Origin of the sequence: Paenibacillus sp. 2TAB23, assembly GCF_052115165.1 — a bacterium.
Classification (GTDB): domain Bacteria; phylum Bacillota; class Bacilli; order Paenibacillales; family Paenibacillaceae; genus Pristimantibacillus.
Genome location: NZ_JBFRGD010000017.1, coordinates 108,978 through 132,273 on the forward strand (window position 1 = coordinate 108,978; position 23,296 = coordinate 132,273).

The 23,296-nt window shown below is 50.2% G+C and carries 17 protein-coding genes; 1 reads left to right on the forward strand and 16 read right to left on the reverse strand.

What is annotated here, in order from left to right; translation table 11 throughout:
- Positions 1-239 precede the first annotated feature (239 nt).
- Positions 240-2,450, forward strand: a complete 2,211-nt coding sequence (locus AB4Z29_RS22230) for an Ig-like domain-containing protein (protein WP_441945180.1) — start codon at positions 240-242, stop codon at positions 2,448-2,450.
- 121 nt (positions 2,451-2,571) lie between these two features.
- On the opposite strand, the gene AB4Z29_RS22235 is transcribed toward AB4Z29_RS22230, so the two are convergent.
- The 16 genes from AB4Z29_RS22235 to nuoL all read right to left on the reverse strand — a co-directional run bounded on the left by AB4Z29_RS22235 (position 2,572) and on the right by nuoL (position 23,292).
- Positions 2,572-2,886, reverse strand: a complete 315-nt coding sequence (locus AB4Z29_RS22235) for a DNA-directed RNA polymerase subunit beta (RefSeq protein ID WP_441945181.1) — start codon at positions 2,884-2,886, stop codon at positions 2,572-2,574.
- Between the two features lie 16 nt (positions 2,887-2,902).
- The gene (locus AB4Z29_RS22240) at positions 2,903-3,745 is read right to left on the reverse strand and encodes a flagellar hook-basal body protein (RefSeq protein ID WP_441945182.1); all 843 of its coding nucleotides are present in this window, start codon (positions 3,743-3,745) and stop codon (positions 2,903-2,905) included.
- Between the two features lie 29 nt (positions 3,746-3,774).
- On the reverse strand, positions 3,775-4,638 hold the full coding sequence (locus tag AB4Z29_RS22245) for a flagellar hook-basal body protein (protein WP_441945183.1): 864 nt from the start codon (positions 4,636-4,638) through the stop codon (positions 3,775-3,777).
- Between the two features lie 166 nt (positions 4,639-4,804).
- Positions 4,805-5,803: a rod shape-determining protein MreB gene (gene mreB / locus AB4Z29_RS22250; protein ID WP_441945184.1), complete on the reverse strand. Its 999-nt coding sequence runs from the start codon at positions 5,801-5,803 to the stop codon at positions 4,805-4,807.
- 123 nt (positions 5,804-5,926) lie between these two features.
- Positions 5,927-6,214 (reverse strand): sporulation transcriptional regulator SpoIIID, encoded by a 288-nt coding sequence (spoIIID, locus tag AB4Z29_RS22255; RefSeq protein WP_053373789.1) that lies wholly within the window; start codon positions 6,212-6,214, stop codon positions 5,927-5,929.
- A gap of 171 nt (positions 6,215-6,385) precedes the next feature.
- A complete protein-coding gene (locus AB4Z29_RS22260) occupies positions 6,386-7,129 on the reverse strand; it encodes a peptidoglycan DD-metalloendopeptidase family protein (RefSeq protein ID WP_441945185.1) in 744 nt (247 codons plus the stop codon).
- A gap of 82 nt (positions 7,130-7,211) precedes the next feature.
- On the reverse strand, positions 7,212-8,408 hold the full coding sequence (spoIID, locus tag AB4Z29_RS22265; protein ID WP_441945186.1) for a stage II sporulation protein D: 1,197 nt from the start codon (positions 8,406-8,408) through the stop codon (positions 7,212-7,214).
- A gap of 123 nt (positions 8,409-8,531) precedes the next feature.
- Positions 8,532-9,722, reverse strand: coding sequence for an ABC transporter permease (locus AB4Z29_RS22270; RefSeq protein ID WP_441945187.1), 1,191 nt, complete (start codon positions 9,720-9,722; stop codon positions 8,532-8,534).
- Complete coding sequence (locus AB4Z29_RS22275; RefSeq protein WP_441945188.1) at positions 9,664-10,431, reverse strand: ABC transporter ATP-binding protein; 768 nt, start codon at positions 10,429-10,431, stop codon at positions 9,664-9,666. The genes AB4Z29_RS22270 and AB4Z29_RS22275 overlap by 59 nt, the downstream gene beginning before the upstream one ends.
- Positions 10,428-11,996, reverse strand: a complete 1,569-nt coding sequence (locus AB4Z29_RS22280) for an efflux RND transporter periplasmic adaptor subunit (RefSeq protein ID WP_441945189.1) — start codon at positions 11,994-11,996, stop codon at positions 10,428-10,430. The genes AB4Z29_RS22275 and AB4Z29_RS22280 overlap by 4 nt, the downstream gene beginning before the upstream one ends.
- 410 nt (positions 11,997-12,406) lie before the next feature.
- On the reverse strand, positions 12,407-13,813 hold the full coding sequence (gene murA, locus AB4Z29_RS22285; protein WP_441945190.1) for a UDP-N-acetylglucosamine 1-carboxyvinyltransferase: 1,407 nt from the start codon (positions 13,811-13,813) through the stop codon (positions 12,407-12,409).
- A gap of 300 nt (positions 13,814-14,113) precedes the next feature.
- A complete protein-coding gene (locus AB4Z29_RS22290; protein ID WP_441945191.1) occupies positions 14,114-14,380 on the reverse strand; it encodes a DUF1146 family protein in 267 nt (88 codons plus the stop codon).
- 137 nt (positions 14,381-14,517) lie between these two features.
- A complete protein-coding gene (locus tag AB4Z29_RS22295; protein ID WP_441945192.1) occupies positions 14,518-17,658 on the reverse strand; it encodes a S8 family serine peptidase in 3,141 nt (1,046 codons plus the stop codon).
- A 577-nt stretch (positions 17,659-18,235) separates the two neighbouring features.
- Entirely contained in the window at positions 18,236-19,786 is a 1,551-nt protein-coding gene (locus AB4Z29_RS22300; RefSeq protein WP_441945193.1) for an NADH-quinone oxidoreductase subunit N, read from the reverse strand.
- 3 nt (positions 19,787-19,789) lie between these two features.
- Positions 19,790-21,424 (reverse strand): complex I subunit 4 family protein, encoded by a 1,635-nt coding sequence (locus AB4Z29_RS22305; RefSeq protein ID WP_441945194.1) that lies wholly within the window; start codon positions 21,422-21,424, stop codon positions 19,790-19,792.
- Positions 21,421-23,292, reverse strand: a complete 1,872-nt coding sequence (nuoL, locus tag AB4Z29_RS22310; RefSeq protein ID WP_441945195.1) for an NADH-quinone oxidoreductase subunit L — start codon at positions 23,290-23,292, stop codon at positions 21,421-21,423. The genes AB4Z29_RS22305 and nuoL overlap by 4 nt, the downstream gene beginning before the upstream one ends.
- Between the last annotated feature and the right edge of the window lie 4 nt (positions 23,293-23,296).

Genomic DNA, 23,296 nt, shown 5'->3' on the forward strand with positions numbered 1-23,296 from the left:
ACGCTCCTCTACCTGTAACGAACTGTCCACCATGGTTCCCAACTATTATACAACTACCATCCGTAAAAATAAAACCATCCTTGCGCCGCAAATGCCGAGCTTCCTTTAAAACGGACTTCTTTCCTATCGGTTTACAAAAATTAAAATAACAGTTTTTCCCTTTGTTATTCATTTTCCCCCTCTGATTTCCGTTATTAATAGAATAACATTTACTTTAAATCAGAAAGGACAGGGATGTAGTGAATTTAAGTTTACGCTTTAACATGTCGTTCAAAGAAACTCGCAGGTGGCTGGCAGCCGCGCTTGCATTTGCCATGATTATGACCTCGGCAGCAGGCGTCGCGTATGCAGCTGAAGATACGGTAACGAGCATAGAATTCTCTTACGATTCCGACGATTATGACAACAATACATCGTCACTAAAAACATTCGTTGAGGATGACAAAGTTTATTTAACCGTATTCGCCAACATTTCCGGCAATTCCAACAAGAAGGAAGTTACTTCAGACGTAACCTGGAAATCATCCAATACTGCGCTCGTGAAAGTAGAGAAAGGCGTATTAACCGGCGTTGGCAAGGGAACCGCGACGATTAGCGCTACTTATAAAGGCTTTACCATTTCGATTAAAGCAGCATCTGATTATGTGTATGATTCCATTACACTTATGCAGAACGACGGAATTACCGCTCCCGTGTCCAAGGACATCGAGATCGGCCAGCCGCTTGCCTTTGCATTGAACGGAACCAAAGGCTCCGATACCAAAACGGTTACCACCGATGCTGTATGGTCAACCTCGAACTCTGCGGTTGCAACTGCAGATGAAGGCGTTATTACCTTGTTAGGTGTGGGATCAACGACGATTACTGCCAAGCTAAAAGGCAAATCTGATTCGATTACACTTAATGTTACTTCGCCTTATAAATCCATAACCATTGATTCCGGAGTTAACGGCAATCTGGTTCAGCTCGAAATCGGCAGTGACGACACCGTATTAACCGCCTCTGCCGCTCCAAAAATCGGCGGTACAGAACCGGTTACGGACTTAGCCAAATGGGTAAGCGCCAACGATAAAATCGCAACCGTCAAAAAAGGGGTTGTAACACCGGTCAGCGCCGGAAAAACGACGATCACTGTCTCCTACAAAGGCGTGTCAGCAACGATTGATGTTGTCGTTCGTGCAGCTTATCAATCGATTAAGCTGTCGCCGGAGAAGGAATATCACATGCTGCTTCAGGATTCGCCTCTTCAAATCAAAGCGGAGGTTCAAGGCAATGACAGTACGGTCTCAACTGTGACTGACCTAGCAGAATGGACGTCCTCGAACGTCGTTGTTGCTACTGTTTCTAAAGGGCTGGTAACGCCTAAGGCAGTAGGCACAACGAAAATAACGGCAAGCCATAAAGGCGTTAGCCGCAGCATTGAAATTACCGTCTATCCTAGCGTTTCCGAGCTAAGCATAGAAACGGAAACGATTGATGGCTATAACGGCATCAGCGGAGACCTTCCTAAAGTGATGGCAACGATCTTTGACGGAACGAAGATCGACGTCTCCAAAATCGTAACTTGGACTTCCTCAAGCGAGAATGTCGCAACGATCAAAGACGGTCAGTGGACAGCAAAAGCACTGGGCGATGCTACTCTTAAAGCTTCACTGCAAGGCTATAAAGCGGAAGTGAAGCTTACTGTTCACGTGAAGCCGCTCAAGCTGATCGCAGACGTGAAGGACCTAAGCATTATTTTAGGAAAAGATACACCGCTTCCTACCGTAAAAGTGATCAACGAAGATGGTGAAGAAGAAGACGTCTCCAGCAATATCAAATGGAAAACGACTTCAGAGGATATTGTCATTAAAGAAACCACGATGAAGGGATTGGATGTAGCGAGCCTCACGTTAACCGCCACATACCTAACCAAAAGCGTGTCCGTCAAAATTAAAGTCGAAGAAGAAATCATTAAGCTTGTTGTCGATCCCATCTCCATCGAATTGTATCCAGGCAAAACCAAATCGGTGAAGGTCACAGGCTACTATAAAAGCGGCAAGCAGATTTCACTCGGCTCCAAAATGAATTGGGAAGTCGGCAATTCGGGCGTTGCAACCGTCAGCACTACGTCTGTAAAAGGCGTTGCAGTCGGAACAACTAAAATTACCGGCTCTTATCAAGGAAAAGTTGTTACTGTACCCGTCGTTGTCGTGCCGAAGCTCAAATCTCTGCTTCTTTCCAGCAAATCGGTGCAGCTGAGCGCAGGCGGAACCTATTCCGCTAAGCTGCAGGCTAACTTCACGACCGGAAATCCGGCCAACGTTACGGAAAACGCGGTTTGGACCTCCTCCAAGGCAAGTGTCGCTACCGTCATTGATGGGAAGATCACAGCAGTCAGCAAAGGCTCAGCCTCGATTAAAGCCACTTACGCAGGCAAGAGCGTAACGATACGAGTAACCGTTAAATAATGAACAAGGGCTATCCCTGGGCGCTGAATGCAGCCTCGCGCCTATGGGATAGCCCTTGCTTATGAAATAAGGGTCATCCTTGAGGCGGACTTTGCCGCTTCAGGGATGACCCTTTTCAAGATTAAGATTCAGCAAATATTAAATCATAAAGATGCTGCCACGTTGCCCAGCTGAATACATCCGCCTCCGCTTGTTTGCCGACGACGACATAACCAATATAGAGGCCTGCCACCAGCATAATAACCATAATGACTGGGACGATGCTTTTACGCAAAATCCACAGCAGTATACTCAAGCCTTTGGAGCGTTGCTTCTTTTCAGAGCTTTTGTCCGCCTTCACGCGAGTTTCACGCTTTTTTCTGCCGGACCTGCCCTCTTCCGCTGTACTCTTGAACCCGCTTTGCTCGCGGTCCATTCGTTCATCGGCCATACTCATCACCATCATCCTATCTTTATGCGCGAAGCCCGTTCGTAAGGCTCATCATCGTATCGCTTGACGATAACGCTCTGGCTGCCAATTGATAAGCGCGCTGCACATTAATAAGCTCGGTCATCTCATCCGTCAGCTGAACATTCGATTGCTCCAGATATCCTTGGCGCAATACGATGTTATTCTCCGAATCCGGCACGATCTGCTGGACGACATCTCCAGCGTTAATACCGCCGGCGACAACAAACAAGTTATCGGAGACTGCAGTCAATGCTGCTGGACGGGATGCTTGAAGCAGCTTGATGCTGCCGAGTTCAATCGTTCGTTCTGAAGAAACGCCAAGTACGGTTCCGTCCGAGTTAACACGAAGGTTATAGCCCTGCGGCACTACAATATTGCCTTCTGTTACGTTGCCCGTCAGAGGATCACGTACGTTAGCCACAACCGGATAACCGTCTTCCGTTGCCAAAATCGTATCACCGTTTGCCCCTATCGTCAACTGAAACGCCCCATTGCGCGTGTAAGCGCGGTTGCCCGCATCGTCTACTTCCACCTCAAACAAGGCATTGCCTTCGATGGCAATGTCTGCATCCCGTTCCGTCAATTGCATCGGCCCTTGGGATAAATTGGGCTGTACCATCGTCATGCGAGAGCCCCAGCCTTGTGTGAAATCCATCGGCGTTTTCCGCCCTGGCTGATTGAATGCATCCGGTTGGGTCCTAAGGTTTGTCAGCAAGTCCTCAAAAGTAGCTTCCTTACGTTTGTAGCCTACCGTATTCACGTTCGCTATATTATCGGCTAGAAGATCAAGCTTTTGCTGGAGTCCGTTCATCGACACCATCGCGTTAATCATTGAACTGTTCATGTATTACACCTCCGCTGCTTAACCTGTTGTTACACGCGACCTACATCGTTCACAGCCTTGCTTAAACTTTGATCATAGAATTGTATGACCTTCTGATTCGCTTCATACGCACGGAGCGCAGACATTAAATCCACTGCTGCTTGAGCAGCATCTACGTTCGAGCGCTCGATGTAGCCCTGCCTCACTTCGATACGCTCCCCAGGAGCGATTGCGACCGCTTCGCCTTCTTCATCCCCGAAGCGGAAGCTGCCGTTCCCTTCGCGGATCAGCTGATTCGGATTGTCCACGCGGCTGATTAGCAGCTGCACGCCAATGTCCTGTCCGTCTGCATCCACGAAGCGCTGATCGCTGGTCAGCATCAACCGATCCAGCCCTACGCCCGCAGGCATCTGGATGGGCTGTCCATCCGTGCCGAGCACGCTGGATCCGTCGCTGCCCATGAGAAAACCTTCTTCTGTGAGCGTAAATTTACCGCCGCGCGTGTAACGCACTTCGCCGTTTTGATCCTGCAAAGTAAAGAAGGCTTGCGGCTGATACGTGACCTCGCCATTCGCATCCACATATTTGCCGGAAGCGTCGAATGACAGACCATTCAGCTCAATGTTGGAAAGAAGCGCAAAGTCGGATGAGTTGTTCGTCTGCGTCAGATCGCCTTGCAAATGAATGGACAAGCTTTCCTCAGCAAAAACGCCGTTTGTCAATTTACCGATTTGCTTGTAATTCTCTTGTCCCGCTCCCGTTAATGACAGCATCATTTCCGGAAACGAACGAGTTACCGCATTCGTCTGTTTATAACCAGGCGTATTTATATTAGAAATATTATTCGTTACCGTATCATGTCTGCGCTGCTGTGAAATCATACCTGATGCAGCTGTATACAAGCCTCTTAACATCGCTGTTACCTCCCCAAATGCTTCCAAACGAACCTACTATATATGTTATCGGTTGGAAGCAAGGCTGCCTGAATAGCTTGTCCATGCGACCTATGACTCATTTACGCCTCGGCTGCGCCCCCCTAAGGCTCCCTACCCGCGCAAATGGTATAGTTTTCGGTCGCTTCTACCTTTGCTTCTTCCCGAGCTTGTCCAAGTTATCGAGTAAAATGCCCGTACCTTTTACCACACAGTGCATAGGATCCTCGGCAATAAGCACCGGCACCTTTAATTCCTCTGCAAGAAGCGCATCGAGGCCACCTAGCAAAGCCCCTCCGCCGGTCAGAATAACCCCGCGGTCAATAATATCAGCCGACAGCTCCGGCGGTGTGCGTTCAAGCACGGCTTTGGCTGCGGATACGATCGTCATAACGGAGTCCCATAGTGCTTCACGCACTTCTCCCGAGCGAATTGTAAGCGTGAGAGGAAGACCCGACACCATGTCACGACCGCGAATATCAATCTCTTCCTGACGACCGCCCTCAAGGACTGTGCCAATCTTGATTTTAATATCCTCGCTCGTTCTCTCGCCAATAAGCAGCTTGTACTTATTTTTGATAAACTTCATGATCGCATCGTCGAACTTGTCCCCTGCAACTTTAATGGAGGAGGAAGTAACAACGTCGCCCATTGACAACACGGCTACGTCCGTTGTTCCTCCGCCAATGTCAACAACCATATTGCCGCTAGGCTGGAAAATATCCATGCCAGCCCCGATAGCGGCAGCTTTAGGCTCATCCTCAAGAAACACTTCCTTCGCGCCGCTGCGCTCTGCAGCTTCACGAATCGCTTTTTGCTCAACTGACGTAATGTTGGTTGGCGCACAAATAAGAATACGGGGACGGCTAAACCACTTCCGTCCCTCAACACGATCAATAAACGCCTTCAACATAATTTCCGTTATCTCAAAATCGGCAATAACACCGTCGCGCAATGGACGAATCGCTATGATATTGCCTGGCGTACGCCCCACCATGCGATGCGCTTCTTCACCTACGGCAAGCACGCGTTTCGAATCGCTTTCAATCGCTACAACTGAAGGCTCATCCAGCACAACGCCTCTACCTTTCACATGAATAGACACATTGGCCGTTCCAAGATCAATCCCAATATCCTTGCTCAACATAAGGCTTAAGTCCCCCAACGAATAATAATTGCAAACGCACGTTTGGTTCCCTTGACACAGAAACCGCTAACGTTTATTATTCGCCAAAAAAGACAAATTTCCTCTATATTTCGAGAAAAAACTTCATAACTTCCCAGCAGCTAGCACTTCCCGCTTCTTCGTGCTCGTTTTTTTGTATTTGATCTTAGTTGCTTCTCCTCCCCTCAAATGCCGAATCGATTTGTGGTACTCGAGAATGTGCTTAACCTGATCGGCCAAATCGGGGTTTATTTCAGGAAGCCGCTCAGTCAAGTCCTTGTGTACCGTGCTTTTGGACACACCGAACTCTTTTGCGATCGTTCGCACCGTGTGCTTCGTTTCTACGATGCAGCGGCCTATTTTAATGGTTCGCTCCTTAATGTAATCGTGCACGTTCCCGCCTCCCTACTCGAGATAGTTTGGTACATTATATGAGTGGGCCGGGTATATATTCGTTGTGGTCAAGCCTGACAGGCCGGAATGTGAAAAAATTTTCATAAAAACGTAAAACAGGCAGGGATTTGCTCCCTGCCTGTACGACTAAAGTCCTATTTTTCAAAAATTCTATTCTGCAATCAAGGAGCTTGGGTTAATCGGCTTGCCATTGTTACGTGTTTCGTAATGAAGGTGGATACCAAGGTCGCGCTCAAGGTCGTTCCGACCAGCTTTGGCAATGACAGTGCCTTGCGTAACATCATCGCCTTCTTCAACAGCAATCTCGGTTACGCTCTGGTAAACAGTCACCAGACCGCCTTCGTGCGTAATTTCAATGACATTCCCATTGGTCGGTTCTGTTTTCACATAAGTAACCTTGCCGGAGAGTGCCGCAAGCACGTCGAAGGTTTTGCCGCTTGGATCAACGAAGTCAACGCCCATATGCGGAGTGAATGTATCTCCGATCTGTACGAGTGCTGCCTCGCGTTCTTCATCAGTTGCTTTCTCATCATAGAACGGCAGCTCTACCTGCAGCGCCTCTATGCTTGCAACTGGCCATTTGATAGCCTCGTTGCCTGCGATAACCTCAACAGCCTCGTCACCTTTGCCTTGCGTTTCAGTCGTACCCTCTTGCGAAACTTCAGTAGAATCGGCTTTACCTGTTGTAGGAGTCGTTTGATCCGTTCCCTGATAGATCCACATTAAGGTTACAATAATTGCTGCCGCGGCCATGAAGATTGCTGGAGAAACCCATCGCTTTGCAAAAAGGTTCTTCCATCCACTGCTAGATTTGGCGGCAGACGCTCCTCCCAGATTCGTTTTGGGAGTTTCTTCTGGTCTTTGCTTCGGTTTGCTTTGATTTTGATCATTCATTTTCTATCACCTCACTAGCCATTGTTGCCAGATCTGCTAGGTTTATACGTGAGGCAAACATGAAATATTGAAAGAGTTCAAATTAGAAGCGGCCCGCGAGTATTTCCGAGAATTTGGTTACTTGCTCTACTTGAACGCTAGAATAGTAATGTGCCACAATTTCATCATCACTCGCGCCTGCTTTGGCCATACCATTGGCTCCCCATTGGCTCATCCCAACGCCGTGCCCATAGCCGTAAGTCGTAATTGCAATAGAGCCGTCTTCCATACGCCATGTAAATTGAGAGGATGCAAGGCCTAGCTTCTCTCTTACTTCCCGTCCCGTGAAGGTCGTTCCCCCTATGACGATTTTGCTAATCCGCTTGCCCGCCGTCTTCTCTGCTATACGAATGGCCGATTTAGCAGAGCCGTTTTTGGCAAGTCCAAGCTTGCGATAGAATTCATCTAAGCTGAAATTGACCGTTTCCTTGTATCTTGGAGATATCGTTTCATCCCACGGGCTTGCCACGCTTCGCAGGTAGGGAATTTCTTGGTTCCAGTAGTCTTCCGAATTTTCGGTATACCCGTTGCTCGTGGAGAAGAAAGCTGCATCAATGGGGTCGCCTTTATAGGTAATCACTTTCCCTCGCGTCTGAGCAATGACAGAATTGAGCTTCTGCATGTGCTTTTTAAGATCTGCTTCAGGCCATTTCTGCGCCAGCTCCGCAAGCGAAACATAAACCTGATGATCGGTCGTATCCGTCACGTCTGCACCCTTTGCAGGCACCCCGCTATTATCCCCGTGAACCATTCTTCTCATGATATATGTCCGTGCAGCAATGGCCTGCGCCTTCAACGCCTCAAGCTCGAACTCGATAGGCATTTCCGCTGCTACGACCCCTCTGACATACGTTTCCAACGGCACATTTTCTACTCGCTTTTCCTTAGCCAAATAGACGTGCACAACGAGTCCGTCAAGTGTGCTTAAATCTTCCGATTGCTCATTACTGTCAGCGGCAAGATCCGGCTTCTGTGATTTAACTTCATTAGAAGGGAAATGATTACCTTCCGCTTCTAACGGTTTCGGAGCAGGCAGCTCCGCTTTCAATCCCTGTTGTACAGCAGCAGCAGCTTGCATCCCCGGAGCTGCGCGCGCGTCCTGCAGTTCAAGCAGCGAGAGCCTTATTAAAAGAACGGAAGCACCTAACATAGCGCCAATTGCAAATAAAGCCAGCCACCTGCTTGTCCGTAATCGATTGACTGCGGAAACTATTGAAATCCTCCCTATCCTTCGCTTCATGAGCTCTCCTTCCATTTTGACCGGCAAGAATAGATAGGAAAGGAACAGCCATCCCCTCTCTCTCAAACCGACCCTAATGGTTTATTCTATGAGTGCGAATGATAGGGTAGAACTCCCAAACGTCTAATCATGGCGAAGGGCGTCAACAGGCCGCAAGCCTGCCGCTTTATTTGCTGGCAAATAACCGAATATGACACCGACAAACGCAGAGAAGACGAATGCCAGCCAGACCGTATCTATCGGAACCTCCGTCTCCGTTTTCATCACCATTCCTATAATAAAAGAAGCGATGTAGCCAAGCCCGATGCCGAGTGCTCCTCCAAGACCGCTTATGCATACGGCCTCGACGAGAAATTGGAATAATATATCCCTTTTTTTCGCCCCTAACGACTTGCGTATGCCGATCTCTCTCGTTCGCTCCGTAACGGATACGAGCATAATATTCATGATGCCTATACCACCGACAATTAACGAAATAATAGCTACATAGATGAGCTGCCTATTCATCGTCTCATTCACCGAATTAAGCGTCTCCATTGCTTCCTCTTGATTAAGCACCCGGTAAGCATTCTCATTTCCTCTGAACTTCTCATAGAGAACCGCTTCAACTGCAGTAACCGTACGATCCATGAGGCTCGTTTCCATTACGGTTAAATTAATGGTAGATACGCCGCTTGTTTGAAATACTTTTTGCGCGGTTGTTACGGGAATTAGAATCTTCTCGTCGTTCGAGCCTGTCAACGAGCTGCCCTGCGATTCGAGCAATCCGACAATGGTAAAATTGTACCCGTTGATCGTAATTTTTTTGCCAACTGCGGCAGAAGGATCCTCGCCCTCATCCTCGAACAGATCCGTTGCAGTAGCCACGCCGATCAGCGCTACCTTCGAATTGTTCTTAATATCTGGAGAAGCAATATATCTCCCGTCCTGGACAGGGAAATCCTTAACCTCCTCATACGCCGCAGTAATGCCCTCTACGGTCACGGACACTTGCGTTTTCCCATACTTCGCGTAGCCAGTCGCGCTAGTTACAGGAGCAACGCCCGCTATATTCGAAACGTCGCCAAGATCATTTGCCTCATCGACAGATAGTGTCGTAACCGTGCCGCGGCCAAGAATCGTAACGGAAAGCGAATTCGGGCTGCCCAGAGAAGATACCTGTTTGGCTACTTCATTGGAGGATGCCTTTCCCATTGCCACCAAAGCGATAACCGTTGCAACGCCAATCAGTATGCCCAGCATGGACAAGATCGTTCTAAGCTTGTTGGACAATACGCTCTTGACTGCCATCTTGAAGCCTTGCGTAAGTTTCATCGCTGCTCCTCCTCTCTTGCACCTGCTCGGTCAACACCCCGTCTCTTATAATAACCGTACGGCTAGCCAGCTTTGCCACTTCCATATCATGAGTAATAAGCACAATGGTCTGTCCTGCCCGGTTCAGCTCCTCCATCATGCTAAGCACTTCCATGCCTGTCTTCGAATCCAGTGCCCCTGTCGGCTCGTCTGCCAGCAGCATAGGCGGGTTGGTCGCCAGCGCCCGCGCGATGGCAACCCTTTGCTGCTGACCTCCGGATAACTCACTCTGGCGATGGTGCATGCGCTGCCCAAGCCCGACACGCTCTAGCGCATCCATCGCTCGCAGCCTGCGCTCCTTGCCCGAAAGCCCTCGATAGATTAACGGAAGCTCGCAATTTTCAAGCGCCGTAAGCTTCGGAAGCAAATGATAGCCTTGAAAAATAAAACCGATCTTTTTATTGCGCATTTCCGTTAGCTTGTTATCACTTTGCCCGGTTACTTCAAGCCCTTCCAGCTTGTAGCTGCCCTCAGTCGGCAAATCCAGGCAGCCGATAATATTCATTAATGTCGACTTTCCCGACCCCGACGGCCCCACGATAGCCAAAAAATCACCATGGGCAACCTTGAGCGACACCTCATGCAGCACCGTTGTCTTCTCGCGTGCCATAACGTAGGACTTCGTTATATTGGACATCTCGATTAGGGGAATGTTTGCAGCCGTACTCATCGCGAACCACCGCCAGTTGTACTTCGCATGCCGCCACCGCCGCTCATTCCTCCACCGCCCATGCCCATTCCGCCTCCGCCGCTCGGGAAAGCCATGCCTCCGCCAGGGAAGCCGCCTTGCTGCATCGTTTCCTCTGCATCGGAACCCATACCCGCTGCACCTTGCGCAATTGGAACGAGCACGCTGTCGCCTTCCTCCAGCCCTTTGACAATTTCGACAAAGCTTTCATCACTTAACCCCGTGGTCACCTCAACTAGTTGGCCTTCAAGCCCGCCCATCATTCTTCCTCCGCCTGTACGCCCTCCAGCTGCAAAACCGCCGCTGCCGGCTGCGCCCATGCCTTGGCCTCCCTGCTGCCGCCCTCCAGCTGCTCCTTCTGTTTGACCAGACGGTACAGTCCCTTGCTGGCCGCCTGTTGCATCTCCTGATTGTCCTGACGGTACAGTCTCTTGCTGGCCACCTGCTGCTCCTCCTGTTTGACCGGACGGTGCAGTCCCTTGCTGGCCGCCAGCTGCATCACCCGTTCCTCGGCCTGCTTGTGCTTGCGTACGCCCTCCTGGCGCACTGCCCGCTTGGTCAGACGGAGCTGTTCCTTGCTGTCCGCCAGTCGTTGCAGACGCTTCGCCATTCTCGCTTGGTACGCGAACGAACGATTTGGTACCCATTTCGACAACCGCGTTCACGGGAACGAGTACAACATTTTCCTTCGCCGCAATCGTAATCGCTGCTTCGCCCGACATCCCCGCCTTCACGCCTTCTATATCCTTAAGGAGAATATTCACATCAAAGGCGGAAGAACCATTGCTTGAGGTTCCCTCCATCGCAATTTTGGATACCGTTGCAGCAACCGTATGATCCGTAATCGCACTCAATGACAGATCGACGGCTTGACCCACCTCAACTAACGAAATATCAAGCTCATCTACAGAAGTAACAAACTCCAGCTTCGTATAATCTACGATTGTCGCTACTGTCGTGTTTGCGTTAACCTCATCCCCTACTTCGATCGTCATTTCGGTAACCTCCCCAGCAATGGAGGCCGATACAACCTTTTCTTCTTTCGCCTGCTCTTCGTAAATTTCTTGCAATTCATCCTCGTAATCTTCAATTTCCGTATTCGCAGCCTCCATGCTTTTTTGAAGGGCTTGTTTTGTCGCCTCTTCATTTTCCGTTCCTGTCGCTTCTTTATAACTTTCCTGATAGCCCTCTATGGATTCCTTCAGCTTTGTTATGCTTTTTTCAATCGACGTTATTTTATCTTCATTATCTTCAGCCGCTTCGAACGTTACGAGCACTTGGCCGGCTTTGATCTTATCCCCTACCTTCACATTGACAGTAGCGATCGTCCCGCTTTTCCCTGCCGTGACCGTTTCACGCGAATTCGCCGCAACGGAGCCTGTTCCGCTGATCTGCTTTAGAATCGAGCCTTTTGTTGCAGCTACCGTTTGCGAAGTTGGCGTGACGCTCGCTGTAGCTTTTTCTTGTGCAAAATAAAAATAATAGGCCCCTGCACCTGCAGCCGCCAAAATCATTACGATGCTGATTCCTATCGTCCATTTCTTCATTCGCTTGCATCCACCCTCCATTGGTCTAAGTAAGTTAGAATATAGCATCCTAAAATGAACGGAAGATGAACAAGTCCACGAAAGGTGAAACGGCTGTCGCCGTCCTTTGGCGATACTTTCCTATATTTTAAGAAGAGACGGCTTCGCCGTCCTCAGCAAGAGGAGGGTACCCATTTCTCGTAGAAATAGAAGAATACTTGATCGTGTGAAACCTATAAGGCTTATATTTCAAAAAAACACGGCTCCCTCTTCTAGACAAAGAAGAAACCATGCTGATCCGTTCCTTATAATCGAGCATCAATATGAGCATTCGCCATTCAAGCACCATATATAAAAAGAAGCTGTTTCAGATAGGCCTGCTAAGGCTTATTTGAAACAGCTTCTTTGATTGTTTGCACCGATGCGGACTTTTACGCCCAGGTAGGCTGAATCTTGAGGACAGCTACCTCTTTCTCACGCTTAAATGGCACTGTAGCTTCGACCTCTGATACAGCTGTCGAGATCGCGACTGCAGGAGTAATCTCGCGAGCGAACGATGCCGCAGGAGCGTGCTCCTCTTCTATCTCCACACGATTAATATCCGCGCCTAGAGCAGCCAGCTTGCCGGTAATGTCGACATACCCGCGGTCTACGTGGTGCAGACCTGTTACTTCCGTTTCGCCATCTGCGCGCAAAGCTGCACAAATCAGCGCCGCGCCTGCACGCAAGTCAGTCGCGCATACTTTCGCTCCTGAAAGCGGCAAACCTCCGCTGACAATAGCTGTTCGTCCATCGACCTTTATTTGGGCGTTCATTTTCTGAAACTCATCCACATGCATGAAACGATTCTCAAATACCGTTTCCGTCACTACGCTTGTGCCTTCCGACACGAGCAGAAGCGCCATCATCTGCGATTGCATATCCGTTGGAAATCCAGGATGCGGCAGCGTTTTTACATCGACCGATTTCAATACAGGACCTGCTTGCACACGAATGCCGTTATCGCTCTCCGTAATCTCTACGCCCATTTCTTGAAGCTTGGAGATCACTGGGGTCAAATGGTCCGCAATGGCACCTTCAACGAATACGTCACCGCCTGTAATAGCAGCAGCTATCATATAGGTGCCCGCCTCAACGCGGTCAGGTATGACATTATGAACAGCTCCATACATATGGTCCACGCCTTCGATACGAATAACACCCGTACCTGCGCCGCGCACCTTGCCGCCCATAGCATTAATATAATTGGCTAGATCAACGATTTCCGGCTCTTTAGCAGCATTCTCAAGAATGGTTGTGCCATCAGCCAGAGCAGCGGCCATCATAATATTTTCGGTCGCGCCTACACTGGCCACATCCAAATAAATTTTGGCGCCTTTAAGACGGTTTTTCGCACTGGCTTCAATGAATCCATGGCCAAGCGTAATCTCCGCCCCCATCGCCTCAAAGCCCTTCAAATGCTGGTCGATCGGACGAGTCCCAATTGCGCAGCCTCCAGGCAGTGAAATTCTTACTTTCCCGATACGGCCAAGAAGCGGACCCATGACGAGAAAGGATGCGCGCATTTTGCGAATAAGCTCATAAGGAGCTTCAAAGGACGTAATAGCCTGCGCGGTAATGCGCATGGTTTCATTATTATAGGATAATTGTGCACCTAAAGAGGCTAGCACTTTCTGAATCGTCATAACGTCGTCGAGGAGGGGTACGTCATGGATGACGCTGTCTCCTTCTGTCGCCAATAATGAGGCCGCTAAAATGGGGAGTACTGCATTTTTTGCTCCGCTGACACGGACCGTTCCCTTCAAACGCTGGCCTCCGCGGACGATAATTTTGGTCATCTTATGGTTCCCTCCGCGAACTGCAATTTCTATTACATATTCGTGTATTTTCTAGAATAGCTCATTTTACCCAAACTTCATCTTATCACTCAACTACATGAAACGACAAGGTTTAAATTTTTAACATTTTTTGTACGCGCTTCCCTCGGCAATTAACGATCTTTTACAACAGAAAAGGCATAATCTAGAGCAAAAAATTACCGTTTTCATTTCAATTAGGCCCTAATTCATATCTATTCGTGCGCTTTTCGTTTTTTTAGTCCGTCATGTATTACCCATTGTTGACATATTTCGCATTTGTTATTCGACAAAGCTTTTGAGAAGCACGGTGTAACCCCAATATTCCAAAATGAATTTCGCTAATAAATGGCCCATTATGATCGCTACCAGCACTTGAAACATCCGGGCTTTCGGACTGCGCGGAAACCGGAAAAAGGTTTCCCATTTAATCTCCTGCACGACAAACCAAACAAATATGATGCTGAGAATGACAATGACGATGGAAAATAACCCCGTTATGCCCGTGTAGGTTTGTACGCTTCTATACAGCTCATTGTCTACGTTCATACTGCCTCCCCGGCTTCCCTTCTCAAGGGTTAAAGGCAACTTCCGCTTACAACTGAAAATATAAAGACATGATCTTTTCCGATGTTTGCCGCCTATCCTTCAAACGAATATAGAAGCCCAATTGTTTTATGAAAATTTTAGGTCATCACACGATGCAGGAGCACAGTGAAGTCCGCACGGCTTGCTTGCTGCTTCGGCTTAAAGCTGCTTGAATTCACACCTTCAAGCTGGCCGTTCACCTTCATCGCAAACAGCATAGGAGCCGACCAATGCGCTCTAGATACATCAATAAAAGGATCTGCTATCGGCAGCCTAGGCTTTACTCCATCCGCATAGCCGATAATTAGCGCCATCTCTGCCCGGGTAATGGGCTGGTCCGGCTTGAACGAGCCGCCTGGGAAGCCTTTTACCCAGCCTTGGCCGACCGCGCTCATAACTGCGGCATACGCCCAATGATTAACTGGCACATCGGCAAACTGTTTTGTATTCACCGAACCTTTAGGGATCGGCTTGTAAGCTTTCACGACCATGGCGACAGCTTCGGCCCGCGTTATCGCCCGTTTTGGCTCAAAACGATTGTTGCCCGTTCCGTTAATGATACCTTTTTTGTTCATCGCCACGATCTCATTTTGCGCCCAATGCCCTCTGATATCCTTAAAGCCAGCTATCAGCTCTTCAGCCTGAAGCTTCAGCCGATAATACTGCTTGTCGAAGGGGGCATCCGCTTGAAGCTTTGCATAATAAACACCGGGCTGCAGCAGCTGCTCATTCGTCTGAAACTTGCCAAGCTTGCCTGTGCTTGCCGTCATTATTTGTTTCATACGTTTGTCAAACAGCTGCAGCTTCAAATTAATATCAATAGGAACCCCTGATACGGCAAAGCCAATCATACTAGGTGCCGCAACGCGGTACTGAAACCAATCCACATCAGAGCTGCTGCTTATCACACCCAAATATTCCGTGCCAGGATTAATCATAAACGCTTCATAGGACTTACCGTTTGGTTCATTCGGATCGTCGTATTTGGGCGTATAATCCATTCGAAGCGTGTAAGTGCCGAGTGTCGGGCTCGCTTCGGAAGAGATCGCATTATGAACACGAATATAATATTTGCCAGGAGTCACTGTTATGACTGGAGACTTCTCCGTCTCCCCTTCAGATTCGTCATCATACACCATGAGCTGCTGACCGGCCTTCTGAAGGGCAAGACCCGGATCTATTCTTGCCGTATTCGTGCTGAGCGAGAGGCTCAGCTTGCCGCTCTGAGAGAAGGTTACGGCAAACCAATCCCGATCGGCAAGCTGATGAAAGTTGCCCGTAATCGTCTGGGATCGAGGCTGCAGCGTCGAAGCCTCGTATGATTTATCGTTTTGCTCGTAGTCGTCCGGCTTCATGGTAAAGGCCGACGTGAGCAGGTAAGGCAGCTTTTCGCTGCTGTTTTGGTTAATAAGCTCCAAATGAATAAGATGCTGGCCTTTTTTCACATCGAGCTCAATGGAACGACTAGCCAGCTTCGTGTCATTTGTGCTCTGCCGCGCACCGTTCGTATATTGACTGATCCGAACCGGCGGCACAATCTTGCCGCTGGCTACCAAACCCTCGTACTGAAGCGTAAGCTTCCCGTCATAAGGCGTGTCGATCCGGTACCAATCATGATCCGCCGTTCCGCTCAGCAAACCGGAAATCTGTGTGTCAAGCGGAAATCTCGCAGCTGTCTTTTGGCTTTCGTTCGGCTCGAACCGATCGGTCTCCAGCGCAGCGCTGACAGCTTGATCAATCTGCAATACACCATAGCCTGAGGAGCTGTCAGCTCCGGCAGTGCCGATATCCTTGGCCGTTTGCCGCAGCAGCTCGCGAACCTGATAAGGCTTTAACGTCTTATAGCGCGCCCATATAAGCGCTGCAGCAGCGGCTGCTTGCGGAGCCGCCATTGACGTTCCTTCCTCTTTCTTATACGAGCCGCCTACTGCCGTGGTATATACATGCCAAGGGGCAACCAGATCGAGCTCGGTACCGCGATTGGATCTGGCATCAACGACGTTGTTCGTCTTTACGCCGCCTACCGCAAGTACGGTTGGATAAGCAGCCGGGTACTTCACCGCGGCTTTCTCGCCCATCGCCACGCCGTCATTGCCTGCTGCTGCCACAAGCAGTACGCTTTTGCTCTCCGCATACTGCACAATATCGAGCATGTATGGCGAATAGCGATGCAAGCCTACCGACAGCACGATAATTTTAGCGCCGGCGCGAACCGCATACAATATCGCCTCGCCCAGCTCCTGCTCCGTACCGTCACCACGGTGATCTAATGCTTTTATCGGCATAATCTTGGCTCTCCATAAGATGCCCGAAACACCGATTCCGTTATTGCCTTCAGCTGCGATAACGCCGGCGACGCTTGTGCCATGCCCATTATCGTCATCCGGCGGCTCGCCCGGTTCAACTAAATTTGCGCCCGGAACGAGATTATCAACTAAATCAGGATGGTTAAGATCTACGCCGGTGTCCACGATCGCTATCGTCAGCTCACGCTGCTCACGCACCGTTTCCCACGCCTTCTTCGCTCCGATCTGACCCAGATATAGCTGCTTAGGCAGCTCAGGGTCATTCGCAGTCAGCGATGCAGCAGGTGATGCAGCTGCCGCTGCGACCCTCGCTGCTGGATCGGCTGCCGCATCCGCTGGCTGCTGCGCTTCAGTGGAGGGAGCGCCGGCATCAGCTTCATCAGCCGGCATGGAGAGCATGTGCACCGAGCCATTCGGGTGCACATATTCCACGCCCGGCAGGCTCTGCAGCCGGCGGAGCCATTCCTGTACGTCCGTGTCCTTGTCGGCCGGACGTATCAGCATGACCGCCGCCTCATCCTGGCGGCGGAGCACCTGTGTCCCGCGCAGCTCAGTGCTAAGCGCGGGGCTGCGCYATTTGAGCAGCCAGCTTTGCGGCTGCTCGGTGCCCTTGCCAGCCGCGCTAGCAGCGGCGGCGAGCGCCGCAGGCGCCGCTCCGGGAGCGAGCCCTGCGGGGGCTATGCCCCCGAGGGTGACGCTCCCGAGCAGCAACGCGAGCAGCGCCTGGCGGAGCAGGCTGCGCGCGGCGCGCGTGCCCTTTAAGGCGCCTGCATGCTTGCGCAGGCGCTTGGCTTCGGCCGGGACCGCTAGCTCCCGTGCCTCCAGTCCCACAGTTCCAGCTACCCTCAGTTCCGCATTTTCAATTGCCTTCTGTGCCGCTTCTTCTGCTTCCTTCAAGCTTGAAGCATCATTATGTTCTATTCGTTTAATCATCACATTCTGCCTTTGCATATTGAATCCGTTATGGGTAGTACCTGCTTTCAATTGAAAAATGCCACTCTTTACAATTCTCTTTCAGGCTAACGAATCCCTTGTAGCCCATGGACAAAAGGACAAAAGACCTACATTTCCCTTGCTGCCACATATCCAATAAGGCGATATCCGGCTCCTTCTATTATTTCCCGGTAAATATGTACTAGAATAATGACCAGTTATGAATGTTCCTCACGTCTCAAAGACTACTGAAATGAACCATTCCTCCCCTGCTGCTCATTACCCATATCAATTATGAATGAAACAATCGCAATTTTTACTGGCTCAGCCAACAAATGATCTATCCTTACAGCCGGTTAGCCAAACAAACTGTAAAGTTTATGCGAAGGGCTATCAAATATACATCCTGATTACCATTCAATATTCGCTCATCCCGTGATTCAACTGCCACATGCTGACCTAGCCCCATCTATTTCTTCCAAAAAAGGATTGCCCCGCGGCACCGAATGCATGACCGCTTGAGCAATCCCTAACCATAACAGCAATGCAGCGGCAAGCTGCTTAGCTTGCCCTATCGCTAACTGTTGATCATCAAATCACCTTGCAGCGAGAAGACCGCGTTGATCCATTCCATAACGGGACCAGGGAACAAGCCGAGCGCAAGCGTCGCCGCCGCGCATGCCCAAATGACGATCCCCGTCTCGGCCGAAACCCGGATCTCCCCTTGCTCGCTGCCGCTCCGCATGAACATCTGCCGCACAAAGCCGAAGTAAAAGTAATAAGAGATTACGCTGCTAAGGACGATGACCCCGACCAGCCAATATGCCTTTGCATTCGCGGCCCCCAGTAGAATAAACAGCTTGCCGAAAAACCCGCCCGAAACGGGTAAGCCCGAGAGCGACAAAACAAACACAACCATAGCCGCCGCAGTCCAGGGAGCACGGTAATACATCCCCGCGAAGCTTTTAAGCTCCTCGTTTCCGGAAGAACGACTTACCGTACTGACGACAGCGAATGCTCCAATCGTCATAAATAAGTAAGCGATTAAATAATAGATAAATTCGGAAAAATTACTGCTATGGACGACCGACAGTGAAATTCCAATAGGAACGAGCATGTAACCCGCATTCGCTACACCCGAGAGTGCAAGCAGACGTTTTGTATTCTTCTGTCTAAGCGCAGCCGTCGCGCCGACTAGCATGGCTGCAGCAGCCAGAACAAGAAGAGCAAGCCAGATGTCCTTGGACACAATGGCGTCCTCGTCTTGCAGCATTAATAGCGTACTGTAAAAGATTCTAAACACAGCCGCGAGCGCTGCGCCTTTGGCAATAACAGCTAGAAAGGCAGATATAGGAGTCGGTGCACCTTGGTATACGTCCGGCGCCCATGCATGAAACGGAGCAGCGGCAATTTTAATGCCGAAGCCGGCGATCATGAAGAAGAAGCCTACATATGCAAGCGCCTTGAAATCAACAAGGGCAGCCGGCAATGCCTCTGCAATGCTTCCGAGATCGACAGAGCCTGTTATTCCGTACAGATACGACATGCCGAACAATATCATAGCGGAGGATATCCCTCCTGTTACTACGTACTTGAAGGCAGCTTCTGCCGATAAGCCGGATTTTCTCCTCATGCCCACCAGCACGTAGCTCGTCAGGCTAAGAAGCTCCAATCCGATATACAGCGTCACCAAATTTCCTGACGAAGCCATCATCATAGCCCCGATGAGTGCAGGCAGCAGCATGTAGTAATATTCTGCACGATCCGTAATGGCTTCGTCATCCCGGACAGAACCAAGCGCAAGCAGTACAATGAGCCCCGTTCCGGTTAAAAACACAATTTTCAGCAGGCTGGCGAAATCATCGATCCGATAGCTGTTGGCAAGCAGCCTGATCGCCTCGCTCGAGACGCCGCCCTCGTTCATGTCCAGCATTCGCAGCAGCACTAGCAGCAGCGAAGCAGCAATCCCGGCAAGCGTTAACCAACCTATTGTCTGCCGCGTTATCCGTTTTGGCAGAAGCAAATCCAGGAGAACAAGAACAATGAACACCGCCGCCAGCAAAAACTCCGGGGCAAGATAGAGCATATCCGTCCATGTCAGCGGCACGAATGAAACGCCTTCGTACATGATCTAACCCCCCGCCCTAGTTGCAAGTAATTGATCGAGCAGGCCATCCATGCCAAGCTGTACCGTATCCGTCAGTACCGACGGGAAGCAGCCAAGCAGCAGAATGAACGCCAGCAGCACAATCATCGGAATCGCTTCGATGAGTCTCGCGTCCTTAAGTGCGGCATAGTCGTCCCGCTGCGGTCCAAATGTGATTTTCAAAACCGCTCGAAGCATATAAACAGCGGTCAAAATAATGCCGAGCGCCGCTGCCGCAGTCAGCCACCGCTGAGTCTCGAACAGCCCCAGCAAAGAGAGAAACTCGCCTATGAAGCCGGATAAGCCCGGCAAGCCGAGAGATGCGAGTCCAGCCGTAAGCAATACCCCGCTAATGAACGGCATCGAGCGGGCCAAGCCGCCTAGCTCGCCAATCTCGGTCGTTCCCGTTCGCTCATAAATGCTGCCTACGATCAAGAACAGCAGTGCGGACACAAGGCCATGCGAGACGAGCTGGAAGACTGCTCCCTGCAAGCCAAGCTCGTTCATCGCAGCCAAGCCCAGCAGGACAATTCCCATATGGCTGATTGAGGAATAAGCCAGGACAAGCTTTAGCTCCTGCTGCCTCAAGGCAAGCATTGCCCCATACAACAGGTTAATGACTCCGAACGCCGCAAGCGGAATCGCGAATGCGCGCGCCTGCTCAGGGAAAAGCAGCAGGCCATATCGCAGCAAGCCGTATGCCCCCATTTTAAGCAGCAAGCCAGAATGGATCATTACGATAGAGGTTGGTGCTTCTGTATGCACCTTAAGCATCCACGTATGGAAAGGAAAAATGGGCAGCTTAATGCCAAACGCCACGAGCAGCATAATGAATAGTGTCCATTGCATCGTATCCGACATCAGAAAAGGATTGATTGTGCCGGTCTGCTCGGGAGCAAGGTTCACCCATGCCTCTGGATTCGACAAATTGCTGAATATGTCCATGTAGCTTCCGCTGTATATAAAGCTAACCTGGTCTCCGATCTGGTCGATACGGAAGCCGGCGGTATTAACGAGAATAACGAATGCGGTCAGCATAATAGCCGAGCCGATTCCATTGTAGATCAAAAACTGGTTGGCCGCCCGTTCGCGATTAAAGTAGCCCCAAATTCCGATTAGGAAATACATCGCAATAAGCGTAATCTCGAATAAAATAAAAAACAAAAAGAGGTCGCGGGCCAGGAACACGCCGAGGATGCCCATCTCCAGCAACAGAAACCATATAAAAAATGACTTCCATCTTTTTTTGACTTGAATCGCCGCAAGTGATGCCATTGCCGAGACAAGTGTGGTTAGCAGCAGCAGCGGAATGGACAACCCATCCACGCCTAGCTCGTATTGGAACGAAAACTTGAATTCAGAAAGCCCAGTCGCCTGCGTCTCCTTGTTCAGCGGAATCTCCGCCCAGCTCTGCCGCTCATCGAATGCCGCTCCGCCCTGCTGCTGGTCGTACTCCGCGTAAAGCCAGAACGATAGAATAAGAGGGATCAGCGTAGCGATAACGACCGTCTTCTTCAACCAGTTGCTTCGATGCTGCGGGAGCGCCAGCAGCACAATAACGCCTAACAGCGGCGAAAATAAAATAATCGACAAGATAGGAATATCGTTTAGGATGCTCATGGCAGGAACCTCCTTCCAACGATGGCAACCACAATAATAACAAATCCGATAATGGCTGCTAAACCATAGGTTTGCACTTGGCCGTTCTGCAGCCTCGCTGCCGTACGGCCGGCTGTGCTGACGGCAGCTCCCGCAAGGCGGACGACTCCGCCTACAACGTGAGTATCGAATGCAAGCAGCGTAGTGCTAAGCAGCTTTAAAGGTTTGACAAATAGGGCAGCATACAGCTCATCGATATACCAGCCTCTTTCCAGCATCTTAACAAACCACGGTTTTTTCTCTTGCCACGCTGTAAAGCTGAGGCTTTTTTTTCCATAAACAAGCCAGCCAATGTATAGGCCGAGCAGGCCTACAGCTACAGAGCCGGCTATAACAGCGCCGCTGGCATGTACTTCTTCCGGTCCGTCCGTAAGCCACTTACCGAACCAGCCGTTCCACGGAGTCTCAATAAACCCGGATGCAGCAGCGAAAACGGCGAGCACGATCAAGGGGATCGTCATCACAGCCGGGGATTCACTAGCGCTGGCTGAAGCCGCGTTTGGCTTCCCTCTAAAAACAAGAATGAATAGACGGGACATATAAAGAGCCGTGATGAAAGCAGTCGCCAACCCGACAACGAATAGAAGCGGATTGGTTTCCCAAGCAGCCGCCAGGATTACATCCTTTGACCAGAAGCCGGAAAACGGCGGAATGCCCGATAGCGCTAAAGCGCCAATCGCAAAGGTCCATGTCGTCACACGCATTTTCGAGCTTAATCCGCCCATTTCATTGATGTTCTGAGTATGTACGGCGTGAATGACGCTTCCCGCTCCCAGAAACAACAGGGCTTTGAAGAAGGCGTGCGTAATTAAATGAAAGATTCCGCCTGTTAGAGAGCCTAAACCAAGCGCCATCATCATATAGCCAAGCTGACTCACGGTCGAATAGGCAAGGATTCGCTTCAGATCATTTTGAGCCAAGGCAACCGTCGCAGCAAATATAGCGGTGAATCCGCCTACATAAGCGATCGTTTCCATCGCCGCAGCTGAATCTTGGAAAATATCAAAAGTCCGGGCAATAAGAAATACGCCTGCCGCGACCATAGTCGCGGCATGGATGAGCGCACTGATCGGCGTCGGTCCTTCCATCGCGTCGGGGAGCCAAACATGGAGCGGGAATTGGCCTGATTTGCCGATGGCGCCTACAAATATAAGCAATGCGATAAGCGTTGTAATCCCGTTCGTAATAGCGCCCGACTGCCCGTCGAAAACACTCTGGATCGTTGTGAAATCCAGTGCATGCTCCGGCATGTACCAGAACAGCAGCAGAATAGCGAGCAGCAGGCCGACATCACCGATCCGCGTTACGATGAAAGCCTTTTTGGCCGCTGCGCGTGCCTTGGGCAGCGTAAACCAAAAGCCGATAAGCAGGAACGAGCAAACACCGACCAGCTCCCAGAAAATATAAAGCGACAAAAGGTTATCGGACAGCACGAGACCCAGCATCGAGAAGGTGAATAAAGAAACATAACCATAAAACACCGTAATCCGTTCATCATTCTTCATATAACCTGCCGAATACAGCTGAACGAGGAAGCTGATAAACGCAACAACTGACAGCATCAATGATGTAAGATTCGTGATTTCGAATCCGATCCGAAGCGAGTAGCTCCCGATGGCAAGCCACTCAAAGGATTTGTTGTAATCCAATGGGCTGTTCGCTAATCGATCTACCAATATGAATAAGGAGTACGCAAAGGCTGCAAGAGAGCCTAAAGAGCCTATTATTACGCCGGCACGTCGATAGCTTCTGCCGAGCGCCGTCAAAATGAGGAAAGCGATCAGCGGAAACAGCGGGATGAGCCATGCCGTTTGTGTTAATTTATCCATACGC